Origin of the sequence: Propionivibrio sp. (assembly GCF_047602565.1) — a bacterium.
GTDB lineage: Bacteria > Pseudomonadota > Gammaproteobacteria > Burkholderiales > Rhodocyclaceae > Propionivibrio.
Genome location: NZ_JASGGX010000001.1, coordinates 2,321,092 through 2,344,526 on the forward strand (window position 1 = coordinate 2,321,092; position 23,435 = coordinate 2,344,526).

Here is a 23,435-nt window from a genome sequence, read left to right on the forward strand (position 1 = left end):
TTCCGAAAGCCATCATGCATCGAGCCGCCAACGCCCACGGCCAAGCCTCCGGCCGGGAATTCCGCGCCCTGACCCTGGCCGCGCTGGGCGTCGTTTACGGCGACATCGGCACCAGTCCGCTGTACGCCCTGCGCGAAGTCTTCGCCAGTCCGCACCACCCCGTGCCGATCACGCCGGAGAACGTGCTCGGCATCCTGTCGCTGGTCTTCTGGACGCTGATGCTGGTGATCAGCGTCAAGTACGTATCGTTCATCATGCGCGCCGACAACCGCGGCGAAGGCGGCATCATGGCGCTCATGGCGCTGGCCCTGCACGAGGCGCCCGACGGGCGCCTGCGCCGGGCCGTGGTCATGCTCGGGCTGTCCGGCGCCGCGCTGTTCTACGGCGACGGCGTCATCACGCCCACCGTGTCGGTGCTGTCGGCGGTCGAGGGGCTGGAAATCATCACGCCGGCCTGCAAGCCCTTCGTCATCCCGCTGGCGCTCGTCATCCTGGTGTCGCTGTTCTGCATCCAGCGCCACGGCACCGGCAGCGTCGGCAGGCTGTTCGGGCCGATCATGCTGCTCTGGTTCGCCGTCCTGGCCGTGCTGGGCCTGCGCAGCATCTTCGACGCGCCCGAGGTCTTGCGCGCGCTGAATCCGGCCTGGTGCTTCGCCTTTCTCGCCGGGCATCCGCTGCTCGGCTTCTTTGCGCTCGGCGCGGTGGTACTGACCATCACCGGCGGCGAGGCGCTGTACGCCGACATGGGCCACTTCGGCCGCCGGCCGATCAGCGTGGCGTGGTTCGGGCTGGTGCTGCCCGCCCTGCTGATCAATTATTTCGGCCAGGGCGCGCTGCTGCTGACCGACCCGGCCGCCGTCGAGAACCCGTTCTACCTGCTCGCGCCCGGCTGGGCGCTGTACCCGATGGTCGCCTTGTCGACGGTGGCCACCGTGATCGCCTCGCAGGCCGTCATTTCAGGCGCCTTTTCGCTCACCCTGCAGGCCATGCAGCTCGGCTATTCGCCGCGCTTCGAGGTGCGCCACACGTCGGAGCAGCGGATGGGCCAGATCTACCTGCCGGCGATCAACTGGCTGCTGCTGGCCGCCGTCATCGCCGCCGTCATCGGCTTCGGCTCGTCGAGCAACATCGCCGCGGCCTACGGCATCGCCGTCACCGGCACCATGCTGATCACCAACCTGCTGGCCTTCGTCGTGGCGCGCCGCGCCTGGCGCTGGACGCTCGGCCGGGCATTGCTCTGCGTCGTCCCGTTCGTGCTCATCGACGTCGCCTTCTTTGCCGCCAACTCGACCAAGATTATCGACGGCGGCTGGTTTCCGCTGGCCTTCGGCGCGGCCGTGTTCACCGTGCTGACCACCTGGAAGCGCGGCCGCCAGCTGCTGCACGACAAGCTCGGCCAGGACCGCATCCAGCTGGCGCCGTTCATCAGGAGCCTGTCCCTGGGCGGCGCCACGCGCGTGCCCGGCACCGCGGTGTTCCTGACCGGCCGGCCGGAGGGCGTGCCGCACGCACTGCTGCACAGCCTCAAGCATTACAAGGTCCTGCACGAGCGCATGGTCATCGTCACCCTGCGCATCTTCGACGTGCCCTACGTCCCTGAGATCGACCGCGTCGAAGTCACGCCGCTGGGCCAGGATTTCTGGCAGGTCACCGTCCAATACGGCTTCAAGGACGAACCGGACCTGCCGGAGGCGCTCACCCACTGCGCGCAATACGGCCTCGAATTCGACATGATGGACACCTCGTTCTTCCTCGGCCGGGAGACGCTGGTCCCCCGCTTCGGCAAGGAGATGGCCTACTGGCGCGTGCTGCTGTTCGCTGCTCTGTTCCGCAACGCCACCAGCATCACGGCGTTCTTCAAGATCCCGACGAACCGCGTGGTCGAACTGGGGTCGCAGGTCGTGCTGTGATTTTCTGACGAACTTTTTTTACCACGGCGGCACGGCGGGCACGGCGAGAAAACAAGAATTGCTTTTCGCCGTGCCCGCCGTGCCGCCGTGGTTGATTATTTCTGGTTTCCCCCGTGGTTAATTCACCACGCCCCCGAAGAAAAGCGCGTCCTGCTGCTTGCGCAGGGCCAGCAGCTCCGACGCCGGATCGATCTCGACGTCGGCCAGGGTGATCAGCGCGCCGGCCTCGACGTCGCGCACCAGCCGGCGGTTGGCGGCGAGGTAGAACGGCAGCGGGTTCTCCGGACCGAGCGGCCGCCCCGGATGCAGTTCGGCGGTCGCACCGTCGATGGTGTGATGGTGCCCGCCCATGGACAGCGGCGATCCCGCGGTCAGCCGGCGGACGGCGCGCGCCACCAGGTCGAGGTGCGGGCGCGGTTCCTGCGCGCCGCACGAGCGGCCGTACACGGCGGCTTCGAGCACGCTCGTCGCGGCCTCCAGGCCGAGCAGGTGGCGCGGGTTGAAGATCATGGCGCGCTTGCCGTCGCGCGAGACGAGATGGCCCTTTTCCGCGAGCAGCTTCCAGGTTTCCGCGTCGTCGCAGCGCACCACCACGAAGACGCCGCCGGCGAAACTGGCCTCCTCCGGACGGCGCAGGCAATGGAACACGTCCAGCACGCCGGCGCGGCCGAACAGTCCGCCTTCGGCCGCCGGCCCGAACAGCGTCGGCACCTCGGGAATGCGCGCGATCGGCGCGTGCAGGTCGGGCCGGTCGGGGACGAACCCGGTCGAGTTGGCCACCACCAGCAGTTCGCACAGATCGGGCACGGCGCGCTGCGGCAGCGCGGCGCACACCTGCGCCCGCTCCCGCGCCGCCTCGGCCGCCATGCGCCGGCCGAGCGCCATGTGCCCCGCCAGCGCGGGCAGCGGGTGGGCCGCGCCGTTGCAAGTCAGCACGCCGGCGGCTTCGTCGAAGACGAAGTCGTATTCGCTCGATTTGCCGGCGGCGAGAATCTCGAAGCCGAGCGTCTGCGCCCAGGTGATCAGCCCGATCAGCAGGCTCGGTTGATCGCCGTCGACCGGCGTCGCGACCTTGCCGCGCTGGCGCGCGTAGGCGGCGAGATAGGGGCCGACCACGCTGTCGACCTCTTTCGACACCAGCACCAGGTGATGGCCGGCTTCGATGGCCAGACGCCCGTGCCGGGCGCCGGCCTCGGGGTTGCCGGTGGCTTCCACGACCACGTCGAGCGGCAGGCCGGACACGCTGCCGAGATCGGCGGCGGCGATGTATTTGCCCGCCGCCCACGCCTTCTCGGCCTCGCCGGCCGTGGCGCAGACCGCCACGTCGCCGGCGGGAACGCCGACCGCGACGAAGCTCTTCGCCGCCACCGCCGCGTCGAGATCCACCGCCACGCGGACGTTCATCAACGGCACGCGCAGCCCCTGCGCGATGAAGCTCCGGCCGAAGCCGCCGCTGCCGACGACGCAGGCTTCGACCGGCCGGCCGGCCGGGGAAAAATAATCGAGATGGTTCATGCGGGTCTCCGTTCGGTGATGGCTGCACGGCCGGAAGGCCGGTGATCAGACCAATGATTGCATGCAATAAAAGGCAATATCTCAGCGATTAACGCTTCTATCCGGATATTTGTCAAGTTATTAAATGCAATAACCCTTATGGAGACAAGGCGACAGGCAAAAAAAACGGGCGCCGACCGGGCGCCCGAAGGAGATGCGAGGAGGAAACCGAGAATCAATAGTGGTACGCCGATTCGCCGTGCGAGGTGACGTCCAGGCCTTCGCGCTCCTCTTCTTCCGGCACGCGCAGACCGATGAACACGTCGACCAGCTTGTAGGCGATCAGCGAGACCACGCCCGACCAGACGATCGCCGTGCCCACGCCCCACAGCTGGCTGACCACCTGGGCGGACATGTCGTATTCGCCGACCGCGTTGGCCACGTAGTCGTAGACGCCGCTGCCGCCGAGCGCCGGATCGCAGAACACGCCGGTCAGGATGGCGCCGAGCATGCCGCCCACGCCATGCACGCCGAACACGTCGAGCGAATCGTCCGCGCCGAGCATGCGCTTCAGGCCATTGACGCCCCACAGGCAGACGATGCCCGCCAGCAGGCCGATGACGATGGCGCCGATGACGCCGACGAAGCCGGCCGCCGGAGTGATCGCCACGAGTCCGGCGACCGCGCCGGACGCCGCACCGAGCATCGACGGCTTGCCCTTGAGCATCCACTCGACGAGCATCCAGGACATCGCCGCGCAGGCCGTCGCCACCCAGGTGTTGACCAAAGCCAGCGCCGAACCGCCGCTCGCCTCCAGCGCCGAGCCGGCGTTGAAGCCGAACCAGCCGATCCACAGCAGCGAAGCGCCGATCATGGTGAAGGTCAGGCTGTGCGGCGCCATCGATTCGCGCCCGAAGCCGATGCGCTTGCCGATCATGAAGGCGCCGACCAGGCCGGCCACGGCCGCGTTGATGTGCACCACGGTGCCGCCGGCGAAATCGAGCGCGCCCTTCTGGAACAGGAAGCCGGCCGTCTTGCCCGCCGCTTCGGCGGCCGCCGCGTTGACGTAGGCGTCGGGACCCGCCCAGTACCACACCATGTGCGCCATCGGGATGTACGAGAAGGTGAACCACAGCACCATGAACGCCAGGATCGCCGAGAACTTGGCGCGCTCGGCGAAGGCGCCGACGATCAGGCCGCAGGTGATCGCCGCGAAGGCGCCCTGGAAGGCGACGAAGGTGAACTCGGAGATCGACACGCCCTTGCTGAAGGTGGCGCCCAGCGAATCGGGCGTGATGCCTTTCAGGAACAGCTTGTCGAGCACGCCGTAGAAGCTGCCGCCCTCGGTGAAGGCCAGCGAGTACCCGTAAACCACCCACAGCACGCTGATCAGCGAGAAGACCACGAAGACCTGCATCAGCACCGACAGCATGTTCTTGGTGCGCACTAGGCCGCCGTAGAACAGCGCCAGGCCGGGGATCGACATGAGCATGACCAGCGCCGCGCAGACCATGATCCAGGCGTTGTCGGCCTTGCTCAGGGCCGGCGCCGGCGCGGCGGCCTCGGCAGCGGGTGCCGCGGGCGCCGCCGCCGGAGCGGCCGCGGCCGCAGCCGCCGGGGCGGTCGCCGCCGGGGTCGCGGGCGCGTTGTCCGCGGCCCAGGCCGGGCTGCCGAAAGCCACGGCGCCGAGCAGGGCAAGAATGGCGAATAGATGTTTCATGGTTAACTCCTTCACAGGGCGTCCTCACCGGTTTCGCCGGTGCGGATGCGGATGACTTGTTCGAGGTCGAAGACGAAGATCTTGCCGTCGCCTACCTTGCCGGTGCCCGCCGACTTCTCGACGGCTTCGATGACCTGGTCGAGGATGGCGTCCTGGATCGCGGCCTCGACCTTCACCTTGGGCAGGAAATCGACGACGTATTCGGCGCCCCGATAGAGTTCGGTATGCCCCTTCTGCCGGCCGAAGCCCTTGACCTCGGTCACGGTGATGCCCTGCACGCCGATGGCGGACAGCGCCTCGCGGACTTCGTCAAGCTTGAACGGCTTGATGATGGCGGTAACCATTTTCATGATGCGCTCCCAGTACGAAGAAATCAGAACGTGCGGCTGACGGACAGGATGGCGATGCCGCGTCCGGCGTCCTTGTTGCTGCTGCTCAGGTCGGCCGCGCCTCCGTCGTCCTGCCAGGACTTGGCGAAGCAGTACGGCTGGTACGAGGAGGCGCCGGAACACTTGCCGGAGGCGTTGGTATCCACGTAGGACAGGCCGATGACCCAGCCGTTGATGTCCTTGGTCACGCCGATCTTCCAGTCGGTGTAATCGCCGTTATGCACGTTCTTCAGATCGAGGCGGCCGACGTGGCCGTTGACGCCCCAGCCGTCGCCCAGGTCGTAGTTGGCGTTCAGTTCAAGGTAGCCGGTGCCCCGGGTGCGCTTGCCCGTTCCCGCGCCCGTCGCGTTGACGCCGCGCAGGCCGAAGTAGTCGTCGATGCCGTACGAATACTTGAGGGTGAGGAACTTCCACGAACCGGCGAGATAGAGTTCCTTGTTCGTCACCGCACCGCTGTCCGCCTTCCAGCCGAGCGAGCGGCCCTGCGAACCCGGGTAGTAGTAGAGGATGCCGCCGACGTCGACGCCGAAATCGCCAAAGCTCGCCTTGTAGCCGCCGTAGAAATCCATCTCCAGGTTGCCGTCGGGGAAGCCCGCGCCGGAACTGACGTTGGAGTTCCAGTTGCCGAGATACAGGCCGCTGGCATGGGCGTAGTCGAAACCGCCCTGCAGCGCCGGCTTGCCGTAGGTCTGGTCGATGCCGCGGAAGCGGTAACTGGACGTCAGCCCGACGTTCGCCGTCAGGGTGTGCGGGCTGGCGTCGGCGTCGGCCGCAGCCGGCGTCTGCGCCAGCGCGGGAACGGCGGCGCCGGCGGCGAGCAGCGCGGCAAGCAAGGTTTTCTTCATGGACGTTTCTCCTTCGGGACATTGCGGTTGATTTTCACGAAGGGCATCAAAGCATCAGCCGTGCCAGGTAAAAAATAACTTATTTTTCATTGCTTTGCATACAAATCCATGCATCATCCGCCGGCCGGCGCACAGGGCTGGCGCGAAAAAAGGAAGAGGGCGCACCAATGCAGTGCCGACCCGCCCGCCGCCCTGCCTTGCCATGCACACGGAATTTTCCGTGAGGCCGGACGCCATCCCCGCGCCCGGCGCGCGGCCCATGACGGACAACACGCTGTGATAAACTCGAATCCCCTTTCCGAGGAGCGCCGCCATGCTCGACCCCAAGATTTTCGAAGAGCTCAGCGCCCGCCTGAGCGCGCTGATCGCCGCCAGCCCGGCCGCCGACATCGAGAAAAACGCCCGCGCCCTGCTCTCGGGATTCTTCAGCCGGCTCGATCTGGTCAGCCGCGAGGAATTCGACATCCAGGCGCAGGTCCTGCAACGCACGCGCGAAAAGCTCGCCGCGCTGGAAGAGCGCGTCGCCCGCCTGGAGAAGCCCGCCGAGCCGGCCGACGCCGAGTGATCCTCCGCGTCCGCCCGTAGCGCCCCGGCCGCCCCGCATGTCGCTCGCCATCGTCAACAGCCGGGGTCTCGACGGCCTGGGCGCGCCACCGGTCGCCGTGGAAGTCCATCTGGCCGGCGGCCTGCCGAGCGTCACGCTGGTCGGTTTGCCGGACACGGAGGTCAGGGAAGCCCGCGACCGGGTCAGGGCGGCCCTGCAGAACTCCGGCTTCGAATTCCCCGCCCGGCGCATCACCGTCAACCTCGCGCCCGCCGACCTGCCCAAGGAATCCGGACGTTTCGACCTGCCCATCGCGCTCGGCATCCTCGCCGCGTCGGGCCAGATTCCGGCCACGGCGCTCGGCGGCTACGAATTCGCCGGGGAACTCTCGCTCTCCGGCCAGCTGCGGCCGATCCGCGGCGCGCTGGCCATGGTGCTGGCCGCCGGTCGGCGCGACGGCGGCTTCGTCCTGCCGCGCGAAAGCGCCCGGGAAGCGGCCCTGGCGCACGACGCGCGCATCCTGGCCGCCGACAGCCTGCTCGAAGTCTGCGCCCACCTGACCGGCCAGGGCGCGCTGGAGGCGTGCCCCGGCGCGGACGGCGAGCCCGGTCCGGCCGCCGCCGCGCCCGATCTGGCCGAGGTGCGCGGCCAGGCGCACGCCAAGCGGGCGCTGGAAATCGCCGCCGCCGGCAACCATTCGCTCCTGCTCGCCGGACCGCCCGGCACCGGCAAGTCGATGCTCGCCAGCCGCCTGCCCGGCCTGCTGCCGCCGATGACGCGCGAGGCGGCGCTCGAATCGGCCGCCGTCCTTTCACTGAGCGGCCAGTTCGAACCGGAGCGCTTCGGCCGCCACCCCTATCGCTCGCCGCACCACACGGCGTCCGCCGCCGCGCTGGTCGGCGGCGGCAGCGTGCCGCGCCCCGGCGAGATCTCGCTGGCGCATCGCGGCGTGCTGTTCCTCGACGAGTTCCCGGAGTTCGACCGGCGCGTCCTGGAAGCGCTGCGCGAGCCGATGGAGAGCGGCCGCATCCACATTTCCCGCGCCGCGCGCCAGGCCGAGTTTCCCGCCGATTTCCAGCTGGTCGCGGCGATGAACCCCTGCCCGTGCGGGCATCACGGCGATCCACGCGGCCGTTGCCGCTGCTCGCCGGACCAGGTCGCCCGCTATCGCGGCCGGCTGTCCGGTCCCCTGCTCGACCGCATCGACCTGCAGATCGAGGTGCCGGCGCTGGCGCCCGAGGCCCTGCAGGGCGCGCCCGACGGGGAGCCGTCCGCCGCCGTGCGCGCCCGCGTCGTCGCGGCCCGCGAGCGCCAGCTGCGGCGCCAGGGCAAGCCGAACGCCCGGCTGGAGCCGCGCGAGATCGACGTCCATTGCCGGCCCGATGACGGCGGCGCGGCGCTGCTGAGGAACGCCGCGGCCCGCCTCGACCTTTCCGCGCGCGCCTATCACCGGGTCCTGCGCGTCGCGCGCAGCATCGCCGACCTCGCCGGCAGCGAGGCCCTCCTCTCCGCCCATATCGCCGAAGCCATCCAGTACCGCCGCCTCACCAAGGATTGACCGCATGTCCGCAACAACGAAAGAGCCCGGCAACGCCGGGCGGAACGCCGTTTTTCTGCTTGCCGCCCTGGGCACGATCGGGCCGTTCACCGTTGACACCTACCTGCCCGCCATGCAGGACATCGCGGCGACGCTGCAGGCGTCGCCGCTGGAAGTCCAGCAGACGCTGACCTCGTACCTGTTCATGTTCTCCGTCATGTCGCTCTGGCACGGCGCGATCTCGGACGCGATCGGGCGCCGGAAAGTCATCCTGGTGACGCTGGTGCTGTTCATCCTGGCCTCGCTCGGCTGCTTCTTCGCCGGACACGTCGGGCAGCTCTGGGTCCTGCGCGGCCTGCAGGGCTTCGCGGCCTGCGCCGGCGTGGTGGTCAGCCGCGCCATCGTGCGCGACATGTTCCACGGCGCGCAGGCGCAGCGCCTGATGTCGCACATCACCATGATGTTCGCCATCGCGCCGGCCATCGCCCCGGTCATCGGCGGCCACCTGCAGGCCGCCTTCGGCTGGCGTTCGATCTTCGTCTTCCTGATGCTGGTCGGCGCCGCGCTGGCGCTCGGCTGCTGGAAATGGCTGCCCGAAACCCTGCCGCCGGAGCGGCGCCAGTCGCTGCACCCCGTTCTACCTGGGCAAGGCCTACTGGCACGTCATGACCTCGCCGGTGTTCCTGGCCGCCTGCGGCGGGCTGGCCTTCAACTTCGCCGGGTTCTTCCTCTACATCATGTCGGCGCCGGTGTTCCTGATGCGCCACCTCGGCGTGCCGGAGACCGGCTTCCTGTGGCTGTTCGGCCCGGCGATGCTCGGCCTGCTGGCCGGCTCCTGGCTGTCGGGGCGGCTCGCCGGCAAGCTGTCCCCGTCGCGCACGATCCTGCGCGGCTACCTGCTGATGGCCATCGCGGCGGCGTGCAACCTGGCGCTCAACCTGGCCCTGCCGCCCAGCCTGCCCTGGAGCATCCTGCCCATTCCGCTCTATACGCTCGGCATGTCGCTGACCATGCCCAGCCTGACGCTGCTCGCGCTCGACCCCTTCCCGCAGCAGCGCGGGCTGGCCGCGTCGTGCCAGATGTTCCTGCAATCGTTGAACAACAGCCTGCTCGCCGGCATCATCGCCCCGGCGGCCTGGGGCTCGACCCTCTCCCTGTCGATCGGCATGGCCTGCCTGATGCTCACCGGCGCGGCATGCTCGTGGCTGCACCACCGGCTGTCCGCCGGACGCCGGGTCTAGCCCGGATACTTCACAAACCGCCGGAAAGGCGCCTGGAGCCGGGCACGACACGCCGACGTGCTGGCCCCGAATCGCGTGCGGGGGAGCAGTTCATTGCCACTGCACCTGATGTTCGCCGCACTCAAGGAAAACTCCGATCCAACTTCACCCTCAACGTCCATCCATGGACCTCTGATGAAATATTCGGATTAGGGCACTTGCCCAAAGACGCTTGCCGAGAGGTGATGTGTCTTTTGGAGGTGGGGTGTGTATCCGCCGCCGTGCCGGGCACGAATCGATAATAAAATCCCTTTGTTCTATGCAATCGGGTTGACTTTAGATTGATTCCATGGGCATCATCCGTGGATTGATGCATACCGCATCCTTTCGGAGACAACCATGTCGCATGGATACCAGACGCCGTTCACCTGCGCCGAAGGACGCTCCATGAGGGTAAGTAACCTGTCCCGCCGGGCGGTTCTGGCCGGTTTTCTGATAGGCATGCTGGTGCCGCTGCCGGGCGCGGGGGCGGCACCGTCCCCGGCCGGGGCGGCGGCCGGCGCGACCGAGCCGGCGCCGGCCCACGCGGCGCCGCTGACCTCCCGCCTGCTGGCCGAACCGCTCGTCCCGACCGGCCCGTCCTCGCCCGCCGAACGGACCGCGCTGCGCGCGGCCCTGGCGCGCTTCGACGCCGCAGGCGACCCGCTGGACCGCGGCGTCCTCGACGCCTTTCTCGAACGCCACCCGGACAGCGTGTGGACCAGCGCCCTGCGCGGCAACCTCGGCCTCGCCGCGGCGCATGCGGGACGCTACACGCAGGCCCTGCGCGACTGGCAGGCCGCCTGGGACGCCGGTCAATCCGCCACGGCACGCCCGGCCCGGGCCTTCGCCGACCGCCTCCTGGGCGAACGCCTGCACCTGCTGACCCGCCTCGGCCACCAGGATGCCGTCGCCGCCCTGCTGGCGGACACCGACGACCGGCCGCTGGCCGGCAGCGCCAGCGAAGCCCGCACCTTCGCGCGCGAAGGCCTGTGGCGGATGCGTCACCAGCCGGAAACGGCCTTCCTCTGCGGCCCGCGGGCCCTGGACCAGCTGCAGCCCGCGCCGTCGCCCGACCGGTCTCCCGGCGCCGCCGTTCCCCCGCCGGCCGCGCCGGGCGGCCATACCCTGGCCGCGCTGCACGCCCTGGCCCGGGCCCGGGGACTCGACCTCACGCCCGTGCACCGCCGCGACGGGCAGGCCATCCCCGTCCCCGCGATCATCCACTGGCAGAGCGGCCACTACGCGGCCCTCGTCGCCGCCGACGGCGACCGCTACCTGGTGCGCGACCCGGTCATGCCCCAGGAAACCTGGCTGCCCCGCGCCAGCCTCGACGCCGAAGGCAGCGGCTACTACCTCGCGCCGGCGCCGCAGGTGGCGGCCGCCGGCTGGCGCGTGCTCGCCGCCGACGAAGCCGGCCGCATCCGGGGCGCCGGCAACACCGGCACCATCATTCCCACCGAGACGCCGCCGTGCGACGCGAGCACGGCCTGCGCCTGCGACGGCGGGGACGGCGACGGCGCCGGGGGCGGCGATGGCGGCCCGTTCGGCTTCATCCCGCCGGCGGCCATGCTCACGGCCCGCGTCCAGTCGCTGGCGGTCAGCCTCGCGCTGTCCGACACCCCGCTCGCCTACACCCCGGGCAAAGGCCCCGCCGTCCCGCTCACGCTCACCTACAGCCAGCGCGAAGCCTACCAGCCGGCCGCCTTCACCTATTTCAACGTCGGCCCGAAATGGACCCTCGCCAGCCTGTCCTACATCGTGGACGACCCGCGCAGCGCGGGCAGCGGCGTGCAACGCTACAACGCCGGCGGCGGCACCACGCTCTACGCCGGCTACGACGCCGCCACCGGGCAGTTCGCCCCCACCGCCCGGGACATGGCGGTGCTGGTGCGGACCGCGGCCGAGCCGGTCGCCTACGCACGGCGCCTGGGCGACGGCAGCACGGAAATCTACGCCCACAGCGACCGCCAGGCGGCCTATCCCCGGCGCGTCTTCCTGAGCCGGATCGTCGACCCCGCCGGCAACGCCCTCAGCTTCACCTACGACGCCCGGTTGCGCCTGACCGCCCTGCGCGACGCGGACGGGCGCAGCACCACCTTCCAGTACACGCACGCCGACCCCTTGCGGGTGACCGGCATCACCGATCCCTTCGGCCGGCAGGCGACGATCGCCTACGACTCCCTCGGGCGCCTGGTTTCGATCACCGACGTCCTGGGCTTCACCTCCAGCGTCACCTACGCCGGCGGCGGCCACTTCATCGACAGCCTGACCACGCCCTACGGCACTAGCCGGTTCGCCTACGGCGAGAACGGCGTGCGGCGCTGGCTGGAACTCACCGATCCCCACGGGGCCACCGAGCGCGTCGAATTCCTCAACGGCGCCGCCGGCATCCCGTTCAGCGAAACGCAGGTGCCGGCCGGCATCGACGCCTTCAACGCCTACATCAACGGCCGCAACACCTTCTACTGGGACAAGACCGCCCATGCCCGCGCCCGGGGCGACTACACCCAGGCGCGGATCAAGCACTGGTACCACGACCGCACCGACGGCAACGCCGCGGTCGGCGTGCTCGAATCGATCAAGCAGCCGCTCGAATCCCGCGTCTGGTTCAACTATCCCGGCCAGGGCTGGGCCGGCGCCAACGGCACCTGCGACCGCCCCTCGGCGATCGCCCGGGTGCTACCCGACGGCCGCACGCAGTTGACCCGGATGACCTACAACGCGCAGGGCCAGCTGCTCACCCGCGTCGATCCCAAGGGCCGGCGCACCACCTACACGTATGCCGACAACGGCATCGACCTGGTGAAGGCCACGCGCGCCACGGCCGCCGGCGAGGACGTGCTGCTGGAAATGACCTGGAACGCGCAGCACCGTCCCCTGACGTTCACGGACGCCGCCGGGCAGGTCACCCGCTTCACCTACAACGCCGCCGGCCAGACGCTGACGCAGACCAATCCGCTGGGCGAGACCACGACCTACCGCTACGACGCCGACGGCCGCCTGCAGGCGGTCCTCGACGCCCAGGGCCGGACGCAGCGCCGCTACGCCTACGACGACCACGGCCGGCTGGCCGCGGAGACGGATTCGGAAGGCTACGCGCTGGCCTACGCCTACGACGCCCTGAACCGCCGGATCAGGACCACCTACCCGGACGGCACCACCCGTGAGCACACCTGGGACAGGTTCGACCTGGCCGCCACCCGCGACCGCCACGGCAGGACCACCCGCTACACCCACGATGCCACGCGCCGGCTGACCGCGGTGACCGATCCGCTGGAGCGCACGGTCCAGTACGGCTACCAGGAGAACGGCCGGCTCGCCAGTCTGACCGACGCGCAGGGCAACGTCACCCGCTGGGAGCGGGACCTGCAGGGGCGCGTCACCGCCAAGGTCTATCCGGACGGCGCACGCGACACCCGGGCCTACGACAGCGCCGGCCGGCTGGCCGAGCGCACCGACGCCCTGGGCCAGACCGAACGCCGCCGCTACGGGCTGGACGACCGCCTGACCGGCATCGAGTACCTCAACCCGCAGCAGCCGACCCCGGCCGTGCAGGTCCAGGACGACGACGCCTACCCGCGCCTCGCCGCCCTGACCGACGGGCTGGGCACCACGCGCTACGCCTACGTGCCCGCCGGCACGCCGGGCGCCGGGCAGGTGCAGGCGATCGACGGGCCCTACGACAACGACGTCGTCGCCTACGTTTACGACGCCCTGGGCCGCCCCACGCAACGGACGGTCGGCGAGGCGGCCGAGACCTTCGCCTACGACGCGCTCGGCCGCCTCACGGCGCACGCGACGCCGCTGGGCCGGTTCAGCTACGCCTACCTGGGCCAGACGCCGCAGGTCCAGCGCCAGCAACTGGCCGGCGGCTTCGTGATCGAGCGCATGTACGAGGGCAATGCCGGCGACCGGCGCCTGAAGGTCATCCTGCCGTGGTCGCTGGCCAGCCTGCCGGGCACGAACGCGGCGGTGCACGTGTACGAGAACCGGCCGGAGCAGCTGATCGCGGCGCACGGCACGCTGCCGGGCCGTGCGGTGCGCTACGCCTACGATGCGGCCGACCGGCTGGTGCGGGAGGAGCGCCTGCCCTGGTTCCTGGACTGGAAGACCTGGATTCCCGGCCTGGCCGAGGCCGGCGCGCCGCTCGCCACGCTGCTCGGCGAGCACGGCCGCACCCCGCCGAACCCGCCGAACCAACCGAACGTCCCGAGCAGCCGGCGCACCACCGCCTACACGCTGGACGCGGCCGACAACCTGACCCGGGTCGAGGCCCCGGACGCGGGCTGGAGCGGGACGGTCAATGCGAACAACCAGTACGTGACGGCCCAGGGCGCGCTCTGGCACTACGACGCGGCGGGCCGCCTGCGCGACGACGGCCGGCGGACGTATGCCTGGGATGCGGCCCAGCGGCTGGTCCGGGTGGCCGACACGGCTTCGGGGCGAATCAGCGAATTCGCCTACGACGGGCTGTCGCGGCTGACGGTGCGCAGGGAATACGCCCACGCCGGCGCGGCGCCGGTCGAGACCCGCTACCTGTGGTGCGGCGACCGGGTCTGCCAGCGCCGCGACGGGCGGGACGTGCCCGTCGGCCGCCACTTCGACGAGGGCGAACTGCAGGGCAGCACGGCGCTGTATTACGTGAAGGACCACCTGGGCAGCGTCGCCGACGTGGTGACCTCGCAGGGCCGCCGTCTCGGCACGCTCGACTACACCCCCTACGGCGACACCGCGGCCGCCTCCGGCACCCTCCCCGACCACCGCTACGCCGGCATGCTCGCCCATCCCGAAACCGGCCTCTATTTCACCCACTTCCGGGTTTATGATCCCCTCACCGGTCGATGGCTCTCCAGGGACCCCAGCGGCGAAGAAAGCGGGCTGAACCTCTATGCCTATGTCGGGGGGAATCCGGTCAAGTACAAGGACCCGTTAGGTCTCGAGAAAACTGTTGACGACATGCTCGGGTCGGATTACAAGGACATCCCGCCTCCTGCCGATTACCCGACAAATGATCGCCGGCCCGTACCGCCGCCTCCACCGCCTCCACCATCCACGCCGAACCCTGATCCGTGGCCAGGCTTGGATGACTGGCGTGGTCAGTGCATTCGGCTCTACGCGCAGTGTGTGAACCAGAGGTGGACAGGCAATTGCGGCTCGTGCTTGAATAAATGTACTGCTCAGCAAGAGTGGCCATTCACCGGCCTCGGCTCATGCAGACCTCGGCGTAATCAGTGCCCGGCTTTGTAGCTATGGATCAGGATTTCGATGTATTGATTGGCGAGTGGCACGAATTGGCCGATCAGCGACCAGAAGTGATCGAGGGCCGTTTTGCATCTGATGGCAAGGCGCTATTGGAGCAGGTGTTGAGCAATGCGATGGGCAGTACTCCTTTCTGGGAATTCTCATCACCCTCGGAGTTTGCCCAGTACGTGATCAATCTTAGAGAGAACGAAAAAGCTTGGTCACGGCACCTTGGAGAAGTCATCCTTGCTTCGCAAAGCTTGCTGGACCAAGGCAATCCTGACGCAGCGGAAAAGATCTTTGACGAATTCGAGGCCAAGTGCCCTTGGCAAATGTTCGTGGATATCGCCAGGACGCAGCGCGCGAATACCTTGGGCGACCGAGGGGCAGGCGCAGCTTGAGCGGTACTGCGGTCGGCCTGGTTTCGGAAAAAAGGCCGGAGCAATTTAGATTTTCAATTTATTCCTACCCTTTTAATGCTCCCGCCCGACCCGTTCCCGGAGTCGCGTCATACCAAATGTTCTGCAATCGATGAATAACACGGCGCGGCATGCTCGTGGCTGCATCAGTGGCTGTCGGCGGGGCGTCGGAATTAGCTGGCGCCCAACTTCGCCTCGTAGGCCGACAGCGTCACCCCTGCGCGCGCCAGGAATTCGCGCAGCTGCTTGATTTCCTGCTTGGGGCAGGTCGCGTTGTTGTGGGGATGGTGCATGAAGAACTCGAAACGGTTCAGCACGATGCGGAAGCGCGCGCCGTGCGCCGATTCGATGGTCGCCCCGAGATGGACGAGCAGGGATTCGACTTCACGCCAGTGGATGTTGGCGCTCGGGGGATCGTGGTAGATGGTCCGCAGGAGATGCAGGTGTTTGTGGCTCATGGCGGTCTCGCGGGAATTGGACTGCTTCCATGATAGACCCGATTGGCGCGATCGCGGCAGGGGCTGATCGGGCCTCTACAAAGCGGCGATCTTCGCGCGCATGGCTTCGGTCCCGGCCGCTACCTTGTCGAGGATGGCGTCGAGCGCCCAGAAGCGCTCGCGCACGTCGAAGGTGATGGTGCGGCTCCTGATCGAGGCGAAGGTGCCGAGGCGCTGGTGATACAGCTTGGCCAGCACCGGGTAGCCGAAGGGTTCGGACAGCGCCGCCAGGACCAGGAAGGTGGCGACTTCGTCGGCCAGCTCCGGGTGCCGCGCGCCCGAAGTGTACAGCCATTTGTACAGATCGGGGTGGAAGTTGGTGTGCACGCCGTTGAAGCCGCGCGAGCCCGCTTTCATCGCGTCATAGGCGATCGCCGCGTTGGCGTTGAGGATGGCGAAGGACGTACCGGCGGTCATCGCCACGCGGCGCTTGACCGTGTCCAGGTCGCAGGAGACGTCCTTGAGCATGACGAAGCGCCCGCTGTCGAGGCAGTGGCGCAGTTCGTCGTCGCTCAGCAGGCGGCGGTAGGGCGCCGGGCATTCGTAGAGGCCGAGCGGAACGTCCTGCGGCAGGCGGTCGAGCAGCCACTGCAGGTTGCCGCGGAACACCTCGCTGCCGCGATTCTTCGGGTCAAGGTGGTTGGTCACCAGCACCACGCCGTCGGCGCCGGTGTCGACCGCGGCGGTCAGTTCTTCGAGCTGGCTGTACGGATCGTCGCTGACGTGGCCGGACGCCACCACCGGCACCCGCCCGGCGGCCTGCCGGACGACGAACCTGCCCAGTTCCAGACGCTCCCTGACCGACAGGAACTGCATCTCGCTCGACTGGCAGACCGCGAACAGCGCGTCCGCGCCGTGGGCGATGTACCACTCGATCAGCCGCTCCAGGCCGGGATAGTCGATTTCGCCGCTTTCCAGAAACGGCGTGATCATCACCGGGATGATTCCCTCTATGCGCCTGGCACCCATGCTTCTCCTCCGCTCGAATTGCGGGAAGCGCGTTCCCGCGCGGCTGCAGCGCCGCGAACGGCGATTCTAGTCCGGTCGCGGCGGCGCGGGCAATCGGCCGGCGTTGCGTTCAGTGCTGCAGGATCTTGGCGAGGAACTGCTGCGCCCGTTCGGAGCGCGGGCGGTCGAAGAAGTCGTCCTTCCTTTCGTCCTCGACGATGCGGCCGTGGTCCATGAACACCACCCGGTGCGCGACGCGCCGCGCGAAGCCCATTTCATGGGTGACGCAGATCATGGTCATGCCTTCCTGCGCGAGTTCGGTCATCACGTCGAGCACTTCGTTGATCATCTCGGGGTCGAGCGCCGAGGTCGGCTCGTCGAACAGCATGCAGATCGGGTCCATCGCCAGCGCCCGCGCGATCGCCACGCGCTGCTGCTGGCCGCCGGACATCTGCCCCGGATACTTCATCGCGTGGATGCGCAGGCCGACGCGGTAGAGCAGGTCGGCCGCGCGCTGCTCGGCTTCCGCCTTGTCGCGCCCGAGGACCTTGACCTGGGCGATGGTCAGGTTGTCGATGATGGTCATGTGCGGGAACAGCTCGAAGTTCTGGAAGACCATGCCGACGTGCGCGCGCAGGCGCGGCAGGTTGGTGGCCGGATCGCCGACCGAGGTGCCGTTGACGCGGATTTCGCCTTTCTGGAACGGCTCCAGCCCGTTCACGCACTTGATCAGCGTCGACTTGCCCGACCCCGAGGGGCCGCACACGACGACGACCTCGCCGGGATCGACGTGCGTCGTGCAGTCGGTGAGCACCTGGAAGCTGCCGTAGTGCTTGTCCACGTGGCTGATTGTGATCATCGGGGTAGCGGACGTTTCGCCTGGGTTCATCGTATTCATCCATCAAGGTATCGGTTGTCGGGCAGCGCCCGGGGTTCTCCGCTCAGCGCCCGACGGCCAGCCTGGCCTGCAGCCGCTTCACGCCTTGCGAGAGGACGAGGCAGAGGACGAAATACACCGCCGCGACGAACACGTACATTTCGACCAGCCGGCCGTCGCGCTGGGCGATCTTGCTGGCGATGGTCACCAGGTCCGGCAGGGAGATGATGTACACCAGCGACACGTCCTGGAACAGGATCACGGTCTGCGTCAGCAGCACCGGCAGCATGTTGCGGAAGGCCTGCGGCAGGATCACGTAGCGCATCACCTGCCAGTAGGTGAAGCCCAGCGCGTAGCCGGCGCCGCCCTGCCCGCGCGGGATGCTCTGGATGCCGGCGCGCATGATCTCGCAGTAGTAGCACGCCTGGAAGAAGATGAAGGTGACCAGCGCCGAGGTGAACGCGCCGACCCGGATCGGCTGGCTGGCGCCGACGATCCACGCGCCGATGTACGGCATGAGGAAGTAGAACCAGAAGATCACCAGCACCAGCGGCACCGAGCGCAGCAGGTTGACGTAGCCGCTGGCCAGCCACGACAGCGGCTTGATCGACGACAGCCGCATCATGGCCAGCAGCGTGCCGAGGATGACGCCGCCGAGCATGGACAGCACCGTCACCTGCAGGGTGAAGGCCAGCCCCTGGAAGACGAGCACCCGCCACGAGCGGGCGATGACTTCGAAGTCGAAATTCTCGAGCATGCCGGCCTCCTCAGCGCCCGCCGCCGATCACGAAGCCCGGCACCGCCAGCCAGCGCTCGACGCGCCGCATGGCCAGCACGATCACCAGGTTCAGCAGCAGATAGAGGATCGTCGCGGCGGTGAAGGCTTCGAACACCTGGAAGCTGAACTCCTGCATGGAGCGCGCCTTGGCGGTCAGTTCCATCAGGCCGATGGTCAGCGCCACGGCGCTGTTCTTGATGATGTTCATGAACTCGGAGGTGAGCGGCGGCAGCACGAAGCGGAAGGCCATCGGCACCAGCACGTAGCGGTAGCTCTGCCACAGCGTCATGCCGAGCGCGGTGGCGGCCATCATCTGGCCGCGCGACTGCGACTGGATGCCGGCCTTGAACTGCTCGGCGATGCGCGCCGAGGTGAAGAACGACAGGGCCAGCACGGACGTCCAGAAGGACGAATTCGGCAGTTGCTTGACCCAGGTGCCCAGCGCCTTGGGCAGCAGTTCCGGGACGACGAAGAACCACAGGAACATCTGCACCAGCAGCGGAATGTTGCGGAAGATTTCCACGTAGGCGTCGCCCAGCCAGACCCAGCGGCGGTCGGGCAGGGTGCGCGCGATGCCGATCGCGACGCCCAGGATCAGCGCGGCGATCCACGCCGACAGGCTGGTCGCCAGCGTCCAGCGCAAGCCCTGCAGCAGCGTCTGGAAATACGTGCCGCTGGCGTCCGGCGCCATTTCCCAGAAGATTCCCCAGTTCCAGTTGTAGTTCATTGCTCTTTTCCGATGCGGGTGGAATGCTGCGGACCGGCGCGGCCGGTCCGCAGCGCCGGGTGGATCAGCGATACACTTCCGGGTCGGGCGAGTCGGTCGGGTTGGCCACGACCTTCTTGAACGACGCGCCCATCGGGATGTTCAGGTTGATGCCGCGCGGCGGAATCGGGTGCTGGAACCACTTCTCGTAGATCGCGTTGATCTCGCCGCTCTTGTAGATCTTGACCATCGCCGCGTCGACCACCTTCTTGAACGCCGGGTCGTCCTTGCGCAGCATGATCCCATACGGCTCGACCGACAGCGGCTCGGCCGAGATGGCGAACAGCGCCGGATTGGCGTGGTTGGCCGCCAGGCCGGCGAGCAGGATGTCGTCCATCACGAAGGCCGCGGCGCGTCCGGTGTCAACCATCAGGAAGCCCTCGGCGTGGTCCTTGGCGGAGAGGATGTTCATGCCCAGGTTGCGCGCGGCGTTGAGCTCGGTGAGCTGCTTGATGTTGCTGGTTCCGGCCGTCAACACCACCGTCTTGCCCTTGAGGTCGTCGAGCTTCATCAGGTTGTCGGCCTTCTTGGCGATGAAGCGGTTGGCGGTGACGAAGTGGGTGATGGTGTAGGAAACCTGCTTCTGCCGCTCGGCGTTGTTGGTCGTCGAACCGCATTCGAGGTCGATCGTGCCGTTGGCCATCAGCGGGATGCGCGTCGCCGAGGTGACCGGCTGGTAGGCGACCTTGAGGTTCGGCAGCTTGAGCTCCGCCTTTACCGCGTCGACGATCTTCAGGCACAGGTCCATCGCGTAGCCGATGGGCTGCTGCTTGTCGTCGAGATAGGAAAACGGGATCGAGGCGTCGCGATTGCCGAGGGTGATGGTGCCGGAAGCGCGGATCTTGTCCAGTGTGCCTTGCTGCGCGAAGGCGGCTCCGCACAGGCCGAGCGCCAATCCGATGAGCAGGGCGAGAGAGCGGTTTTTCATTCCTGTGACTCCTTTCGGGTATCAGTTCGAACGTCGGGGGGTTCCATTGCATTGCAGCGTCACCACTGCAGAATGCGTGCCATGGCGGCTATCTTCCAGCAGGCAAAGGAAAACCCGGCGTTTTCCGCCGCGTGGAGCAACGGCGGAAACGGGCGATCCGCACTTTCCTAGTGCGGATCGCGCGGCGGGCGCCCAAGCTTGGGCCGCCCGGAAGGAGAGTCAGGGATGAAGAGGTCGATCGCTTCGGCCGTTCGGCGGCCGGGACGCCGCGCTACGCCGGCCGGACGGGAAACGCCATGCGCACGTCCAGCCCGCCGCCCGGCGCGTCGGCCAGTTCCAGCGTGCCGCCGCCGCCCTCGACGATGCGCCGCACGATCGCCAGGCCCAGCCCGCAGCTGCCGCGCGTGGCGCGCGCCGCGTCGATCTGGGCGAAGGCTTCGAGAGCACGCTCCCGCGCCGCTGCGGGAATGCCGGGGCCGCGGTCGCGCACGCTCAGCAGCACGCGGCCCGCTGGCGCGACCGACAGCGCCACGTCGATCGGCGGCGCGCCGTACTGCAGCGCGTTGGCGATCAGGTTGTCGAGCAGGCGCTGCAGATCGCCGCGGTCGATGGACACGCCGCAGGCCGCCGCGTCCTCGCTCACCGCGATGTTCACCGGCCGGCCCAGCTCGCGGTGGCGGGCCACCTCGTCGCTGACCGCGTCGGCCAGCGGCAGGACCTCGCCGTGGCCCGCGCGCGGCGCCTCGCTGCGCAGGAAATCCAGGCACTGGTCGACGATGCGCTCCATGTCTTCCGCGTCGCGTTCGAGCCCGCCGCGCTCGGCGTCGTTTTCCAGCAGGGCCAGGCGCACGCGCAGGCGCGCCAGGGGCGCGCGCAGGTCGTGGGTCAGGCCGGCCAGCATCTCGCGCCGGTCGGCCTCGGCTTGCGCCAGCTGGGCGAGCATCGTGTTGTGCCGCTCGGCCAGCCGGTGCACCTCCTGCGGACCCGACGGCGTGACCCGGCGTGCGCTGCCCTCGCCGGTGGCCGAAACGGCCTCGCCGAGCCGCCGCAGCGGACGCACGATGCCGCGCACGAACAGGCCGGCGATCAGCATCAGCACGGCCAGCGCGATCGCCAGCTTCAGCCACAGGTCGGGCGGCAGGTCCTGGGGCTTGAAGCGCGGCGGCGGCAGGATCAGCCACCAGCGCTCGCCGCCCGCGTCGAAGCCGATCCACAGGCCGCTGCGCACGCCGCGCCCGGGATGGCGGAGGCTGACCGGCTCGCCGAGCGCCTGCTGCAGATCTTCGGCGAGTTCGCGCGCGAAGCCGAATTCCGGATCACGGGCCGGCACCTGCTCGTCGTCGGGGCGCAGCTGCAGCCACTGTTCGCCCGGCTCGGCGCTTTCCAGCCGCCGCCGCGACTCGGCGTCGAGGCCGGGCAGGATGGACTGGAGCAGCCGCACCTGGCCGGCGATGTAGTGCACCGTCTGGTGCCGGTGCATGGCGCCGCGGTTCTGGAAGATCAGCGAGAAGGTGGTGATCTCCGCTACCGCCACCACGGCGATCACCAGCAGCACGGTGCGCAGCGCCAGCGAATCGGAGAAGAAGCCGGCGCGGAACAAGCGGGAGCCGCTCACGGCCGGCCGTCCGGCGGGTTGGACGCGGCGGCGGGATCGGCGTCGGGCACGAAGACGTAGCCGACGCCCCACACCGTCTGCAGATAGCGCGGATGCGCCGGATCGTCCTCGACCAGCCGGCGCAGGCGATGCATCTGCACGTCGATGGCCCGGTCGAACGACTCGCTGTCCTCGCCGCGTGTCAGTTCGAGCAGCCGCTCGCGCTTCATCGGCCGGCCGGCGTTGCTCACCAGCGCGTTGAGCAGGGCGAACTCGCCGCTGGTCAGCGCCACCGCCTGCCCGGTGCGCGACAGCTGGCGGCCGGCCCGGTCGAATTCCCAGTCGCCGAAGCGCACGGCGCCGCCCTGCAGCACCGGCGCCGCGGCGTTCGGCGTCCCCCGGCGCAGCACCGCGTCGATGCGGGCGGCCAGCTCGCGCGGGTCGAACGGCTTGCCGACGTAGTCGTCGGCGCCCATTTCCAGGCCGATGACCCGGTCGACCGGCTCGTCGCGCGCGGTGAGCATGATGATCGGCCGCATCTCGCCGCGCGCGCGCAGGCGGCGGCAGGCGGCCAGCCCGTCCTCGCCCGGCATCATCAGGTCGAGCACGATCAGCTGCGGCTGGTAGCGTTCGAGAAAGGCGTCGAGCTGGCGCGTGTCGGGCAGCAGCAAGGTATCGAAGCCGTGGCGCCCCAGATAGGTCGCCAGCAGCTGGCGCAGCTCGGGATCGTCGTCGACCAGCAGGATCTTTTTCATGGGCGCGGTACTCGGCGGCAGGATGACTGTCGCCCATTCTAGGCGTCCGCCGGACGCCGGAGCGGCAATTGAAACAATTTGCAATTGCGGGAGAATGCGGGACTCGCGGCATGGCGCCCGTCCCGCCGGAAAAACGGCCGCGCCCGCCGGCGGACGGATCGGCGCTTCCGGGGAAACAATTTGCAATGAACTCCTCCCGCCTCGAAATCCTTTGCAACGGCGCGGCGCCGAAAATGCAGCCATCGGATACGGCGCTGCTTCCCGGCGTCCGTGGGCCGATCGAACCCTACAGGAGACCGTCATCATGAAACGACTTGCCACCCCTCGCGCACTCGCCACCGTTCTCGTCCTGTCGCTCGGCCTCGCCGCCGGCGGCAGCTTCGCCGCGCCGCGCGGCGACTGCCCGGCGGGCGGCCCCGGCTATGGGCACGGCGGACCGGGCGCCGCGCACGCCATGGCGCCCGGATTCCACGGGCGCGCCTTCTCCCGCCTGCATGACGAACTGAAGCTCGACGCGCAGCAGGAAGCCTTGTGGAAGGACGCCGAGGCGTCCGCCCGCGAACACCGCGACGCGATGCGCGCGCGCATGGCCAAGGATCACGCCGAGATCAAGGCCATGCTCGATCAGCCGGGCACCGACCTGCGCGCCGTGGCCAAGCGCATGGACGAGCTGCGCGCCGAAGGGTTGAAGCAGCGCGACGCGGTCCGCGAGCGCTGGTTCGCGGTCTACGACTCGCTCGGCGCGGGACAGAAGGAAAAGGCCCGCCTGTTCTTCAAGGACGGCGCGGAGCGCATGGAGCGCATGGCGGACCACGGCCGTGACCGGCCCGGACGCGGCCAGCCGCGGCACGCCCCGCGCCATGCCCCTGCTCCCGCTCCGGCGCCGGCGCCGCAGAACTGATCCGGCCGGACCCGCCTCGCCCTGCGGCGC

At 68.8% G+C, this 23,435-nt stretch carries 20 protein-coding genes and 1 pseudogene; 8 read left to right on the forward strand and 13 right to left on the reverse strand.

The window, feature by feature from the left end; genetic code table 11:
- The first annotated feature begins 14 nt into the window (after positions 1–14).
- On the forward strand, positions 15–1,910 hold the full coding sequence (locus QM701_RS10850) for a potassium transporter Kup (protein WP_415167073.1): 1,896 nt from the start codon (positions 15–17) through the stop codon (positions 1,908–1,910).
- 117 nt (positions 1,911–2,027) lie between these two features.
- Here QM701_RS10850 and QM701_RS10855 read toward each other — a convergent pair whose 3' ends face one another.
- The 5 genes from QM701_RS10855 to QM701_RS10875 all read right to left on the reverse strand — a co-directional run bounded on the left by QM701_RS10855 (position 2,028) and on the right by QM701_RS10875 (position 6,673).
- The gene (locus QM701_RS10855; RefSeq protein ID WP_415167074.1) at positions 2,028–3,425 is read right to left on the reverse strand and encodes an NAD(P)H-dependent oxidoreductase; all 1,398 of its coding nucleotides are present in this window, start codon (positions 3,423–3,425) and stop codon (positions 2,028–2,030) included.
- A gap of 214 nt (positions 3,426–3,639) precedes the next feature.
- Complete coding sequence (locus QM701_RS10860) at positions 3,640–5,124, reverse strand: ammonium transporter (RefSeq protein ID WP_415167075.1); 1,485 nt, start codon at positions 5,122–5,124, stop codon at positions 3,640–3,642.
- An 11-nt stretch (positions 5,125–5,135) separates the two neighbouring features.
- Positions 5,136–5,474, reverse strand: a complete 339-nt coding sequence (glnK, locus tag QM701_RS10865; RefSeq protein ID WP_415167076.1) for a P-II family nitrogen regulator — start codon at positions 5,472–5,474, stop codon at positions 5,136–5,138.
- A 23-nt stretch (positions 5,475–5,497) separates the two neighbouring features.
- The gene (locus tag QM701_RS10870) at positions 5,498–6,358 is read right to left on the reverse strand and encodes a TorF family putative porin (protein ID WP_415167077.1); all 861 of its coding nucleotides are present in this window, start codon (positions 6,356–6,358) and stop codon (positions 5,498–5,500) included.
- A gap of 54 nt (positions 6,359–6,412) precedes the next feature.
- Positions 6,413–6,673, reverse strand: a complete 261-nt coding sequence (locus QM701_RS10875) for a hypothetical protein (protein WP_415167078.1) — start codon at positions 6,671–6,673, stop codon at positions 6,413–6,415.
- Between QM701_RS10875 and QM701_RS10880 the strand changes: the two genes are divergently transcribed.
- The 6 genes and pseudogenes from QM701_RS10880 (at position 6,672) to QM701_RS10905 (ending at position 15,343) form a co-directional block, all read left to right on the forward strand.
- Positions 6,672–6,923: an accessory factor UbiK family protein gene (locus QM701_RS10880; RefSeq protein WP_415167079.1), complete on the forward strand. Its 252-nt coding sequence runs from the start codon at positions 6,672–6,674 to the stop codon at positions 6,921–6,923. The genes QM701_RS10875 and QM701_RS10880 overlap by 2 nt on opposite strands.
- Positions 6,924–6,960: 37 nt before the next feature.
- The gene (locus QM701_RS10885; RefSeq protein WP_415167080.1) at positions 6,961–8,460 is read left to right on the forward strand and encodes a YifB family Mg chelatase-like AAA ATPase; all 1,500 of its coding nucleotides are present in this window, start codon (positions 6,961–6,963) and stop codon (positions 8,458–8,460) included.
- A 112-nt stretch (positions 8,461–8,572) separates the two neighbouring features.
- Positions 8,573–9,004, forward strand: a pseudogene (locus QM701_RS10890) (MFS transporter); the annotation flags it as partial.
- A 100-nt stretch (positions 9,005–9,104) separates the two neighbouring features.
- On the forward strand, positions 9,105–9,680 hold the full coding sequence (locus QM701_RS10895; protein WP_415167081.1) for an MFS transporter: 576 nt from the start codon (positions 9,105–9,107) through the stop codon (positions 9,678–9,680).
- Between the two features lie 378 nt (positions 9,681–10,058).
- Entirely contained in the window at positions 10,059–14,948 is a 4,890-nt protein-coding gene (locus QM701_RS10900; RefSeq protein WP_415167082.1) for an RHS repeat-associated core domain-containing protein, read from the forward strand.
- A 2-nt stretch (positions 14,949–14,950) separates the two neighbouring features.
- The gene (locus QM701_RS10905; RefSeq protein WP_415167083.1) at positions 14,951–15,343 is read left to right on the forward strand and encodes a hypothetical protein; all 393 of its coding nucleotides are present in this window, start codon (positions 14,951–14,953) and stop codon (positions 15,341–15,343) included.
- Positions 15,344–15,534: 191 nt separating this feature from the next.
- On the opposite strand, the gene QM701_RS10910 is transcribed toward QM701_RS10905, so the two are convergent.
- From QM701_RS10910 to QM701_RS10945, 8 genes are all read right to left on the reverse strand, one after another.
- Positions 15,535–15,819, reverse strand: coding sequence for a type II toxin-antitoxin system HicA family toxin (locus tag QM701_RS10910; protein ID WP_415167084.1), 285 nt, complete (start codon positions 15,817–15,819; stop codon positions 15,535–15,537).
- 75 nt (positions 15,820–15,894) lie between these two features.
- The gene (locus QM701_RS10915) at positions 15,895–16,827 is read right to left on the reverse strand and encodes a dihydrodipicolinate synthase family protein (RefSeq protein WP_415167085.1); all 933 of its coding nucleotides are present in this window, start codon (positions 16,825–16,827) and stop codon (positions 15,895–15,897) included.
- Positions 16,828–16,936: 109 nt separating this feature from the next.
- On the reverse strand, positions 16,937–17,665 hold the full coding sequence (locus QM701_RS10920; RefSeq protein WP_415167086.1) for an amino acid ABC transporter ATP-binding protein: 729 nt from the start codon (positions 17,663–17,665) through the stop codon (positions 16,937–16,939).
- 82 nt (positions 17,666–17,747) lie between these two features.
- Positions 17,748–18,440: an amino acid ABC transporter permease gene (locus QM701_RS10925; protein ID WP_415167087.1), complete on the reverse strand. Its 693-nt coding sequence runs from the start codon at positions 18,438–18,440 to the stop codon at positions 17,748–17,750.
- A gap of 10 nt (positions 18,441–18,450) precedes the next feature.
- A complete protein-coding gene (locus tag QM701_RS10930; RefSeq protein ID WP_415167088.1) occupies positions 18,451–19,188 on the reverse strand; it encodes an amino acid ABC transporter permease in 738 nt (245 codons plus the stop codon).
- Between the two features lie 64 nt (positions 19,189–19,252).
- Entirely contained in the window at positions 19,253–20,155 is a 903-nt protein-coding gene (locus tag QM701_RS10935; protein WP_415167089.1) for an amino acid ABC transporter substrate-binding protein, read from the reverse strand.
- 271 nt (positions 20,156–20,426) lie between these two features.
- Positions 20,427–21,770 carry an ATP-binding protein gene (locus tag QM701_RS10940; RefSeq protein ID WP_415167090.1) on the reverse strand — a complete coding sequence of 448 codons (1,344 nt, stop codon included), beginning with the start codon at positions 21,768–21,770 and terminating at the stop codon, positions 20,427–20,429.
- Positions 21,767–22,504 carry a response regulator gene (locus QM701_RS10945; protein ID WP_415167091.1) on the reverse strand — a complete coding sequence of 246 codons (738 nt, stop codon included), beginning with the start codon at positions 22,502–22,504 and terminating at the stop codon, positions 21,767–21,769. The genes QM701_RS10940 and QM701_RS10945 overlap by 4 nt, the downstream gene beginning before the upstream one ends.
- A gap of 304 nt (positions 22,505–22,808) precedes the next feature.
- Here QM701_RS10945 and QM701_RS10950 point away from each other — a divergent pair, with 304 nt between their 5' ends.
- Complete coding sequence (locus QM701_RS10950) at positions 22,809–23,405, forward strand: periplasmic heavy metal sensor (RefSeq protein WP_415167092.1); 597 nt, start codon at positions 22,809–22,811, stop codon at positions 23,403–23,405.
- Positions 23,406–23,435 lie beyond the last annotated feature (30 nt).

Coding starts and splice junctions, on each gene's coding strand:
- QM701_RS10850 (WP_415167073.1), top strand. CDS start 15: ATGCATCGAGCCGCCAACGCCCACGGCCAAGCCTCCGGCCGGGAATTC.
- QM701_RS10880 (WP_415167079.1), top strand. CDS start 6,672: ATGCTCGACCCCAAGATTTTCGAAGAGCTCAGCGCCCGCCTGAGCGCG.
- QM701_RS10885 (WP_415167080.1), top strand. CDS start 6,961: ATGTCGCTCGCCATCGTCAACAGCCGGGGTCTCGACGGCCTGGGCGCG.
- QM701_RS10915 (WP_415167085.1), bottom strand. CDS start 16,827: ATGGGTGCCAGGCGCATAGAGGGAATCATCCCGGTGATGATCACGCCG.
- QM701_RS10855 (WP_415167074.1), bottom strand. CDS start 3,425: ATGAACCATCTCGATTATTTTTCCCCGGCCGGCCGGCCGGTCGAAGCC.
- QM701_RS10895 (WP_415167081.1), top strand. CDS start 9,105: ATGACCTCGCCGGTGTTCCTGGCCGCCTGCGGCGGGCTGGCCTTCAAC.
- QM701_RS10950 (WP_415167092.1), top strand. CDS start 22,809: ATGAAACGACTTGCCACCCCTCGCGCACTCGCCACCGTTCTCGTCCTG.
- QM701_RS10935 (WP_415167089.1), bottom strand. CDS start 20,155: ATGAAAAACCGCTCTCTCGCCCTGCTCATCGGATTGGCGCTCGGCCTG.
- QM701_RS10905 (WP_415167083.1), top strand. CDS start 14,951: ATGGATCAGGATTTCGATGTATTGATTGGCGAGTGGCACGAATTGGCC.
- glnK (WP_415167076.1), bottom strand. CDS start 5,474: ATGAAAATGGTTACCGCCATCATCAAGCCGTTCAAGCTTGACGAAGTC.
- QM701_RS10930 (WP_415167088.1), bottom strand. CDS start 19,188: ATGAACTACAACTGGAACTGGGGAATCTTCTGGGAAATGGCGCCGGAC.
- QM701_RS10860 (WP_415167075.1), bottom strand. CDS start 5,124: ATGAAACATCTATTCGCCATTCTTGCCCTGCTCGGCGCCGTGGCTTTC.
- QM701_RS10910 (WP_415167084.1), bottom strand. CDS start 15,819: ATGAGCCACAAACACCTGCATCTCCTGCGGACCATCTACCACGATCCC.
- QM701_RS10945 (WP_415167091.1), bottom strand. CDS start 22,504: ATGAAAAAGATCCTGCTGGTCGACGACGATCCCGAGCTGCGCCAGCTG.
- QM701_RS10920 (WP_415167086.1), bottom strand. CDS start 17,665: ATGATCACAATCAGCCACGTGGACAAGCACTACGGCAGCTTCCAGGTG.
- QM701_RS10925 (WP_415167087.1), bottom strand. CDS start 18,440: ATGCTCGAGAATTTCGACTTCGAAGTCATCGCCCGCTCGTGGCGGGTG.
- QM701_RS10900 (WP_415167082.1), top strand. CDS start 10,059: ATGTCGCATGGATACCAGACGCCGTTCACCTGCGCCGAAGGACGCTCC.
- QM701_RS10875 (WP_415167078.1), bottom strand. CDS start 6,673: ATGGCGGCGCTCCTCGGAAAGGGGATTCGAGTTTATCACAGCGTGTTG.
- QM701_RS10870 (WP_415167077.1), bottom strand. CDS start 6,358: ATGAAGAAAACCTTGCTTGCCGCGCTGCTCGCCGCCGGCGCCGCCGTT.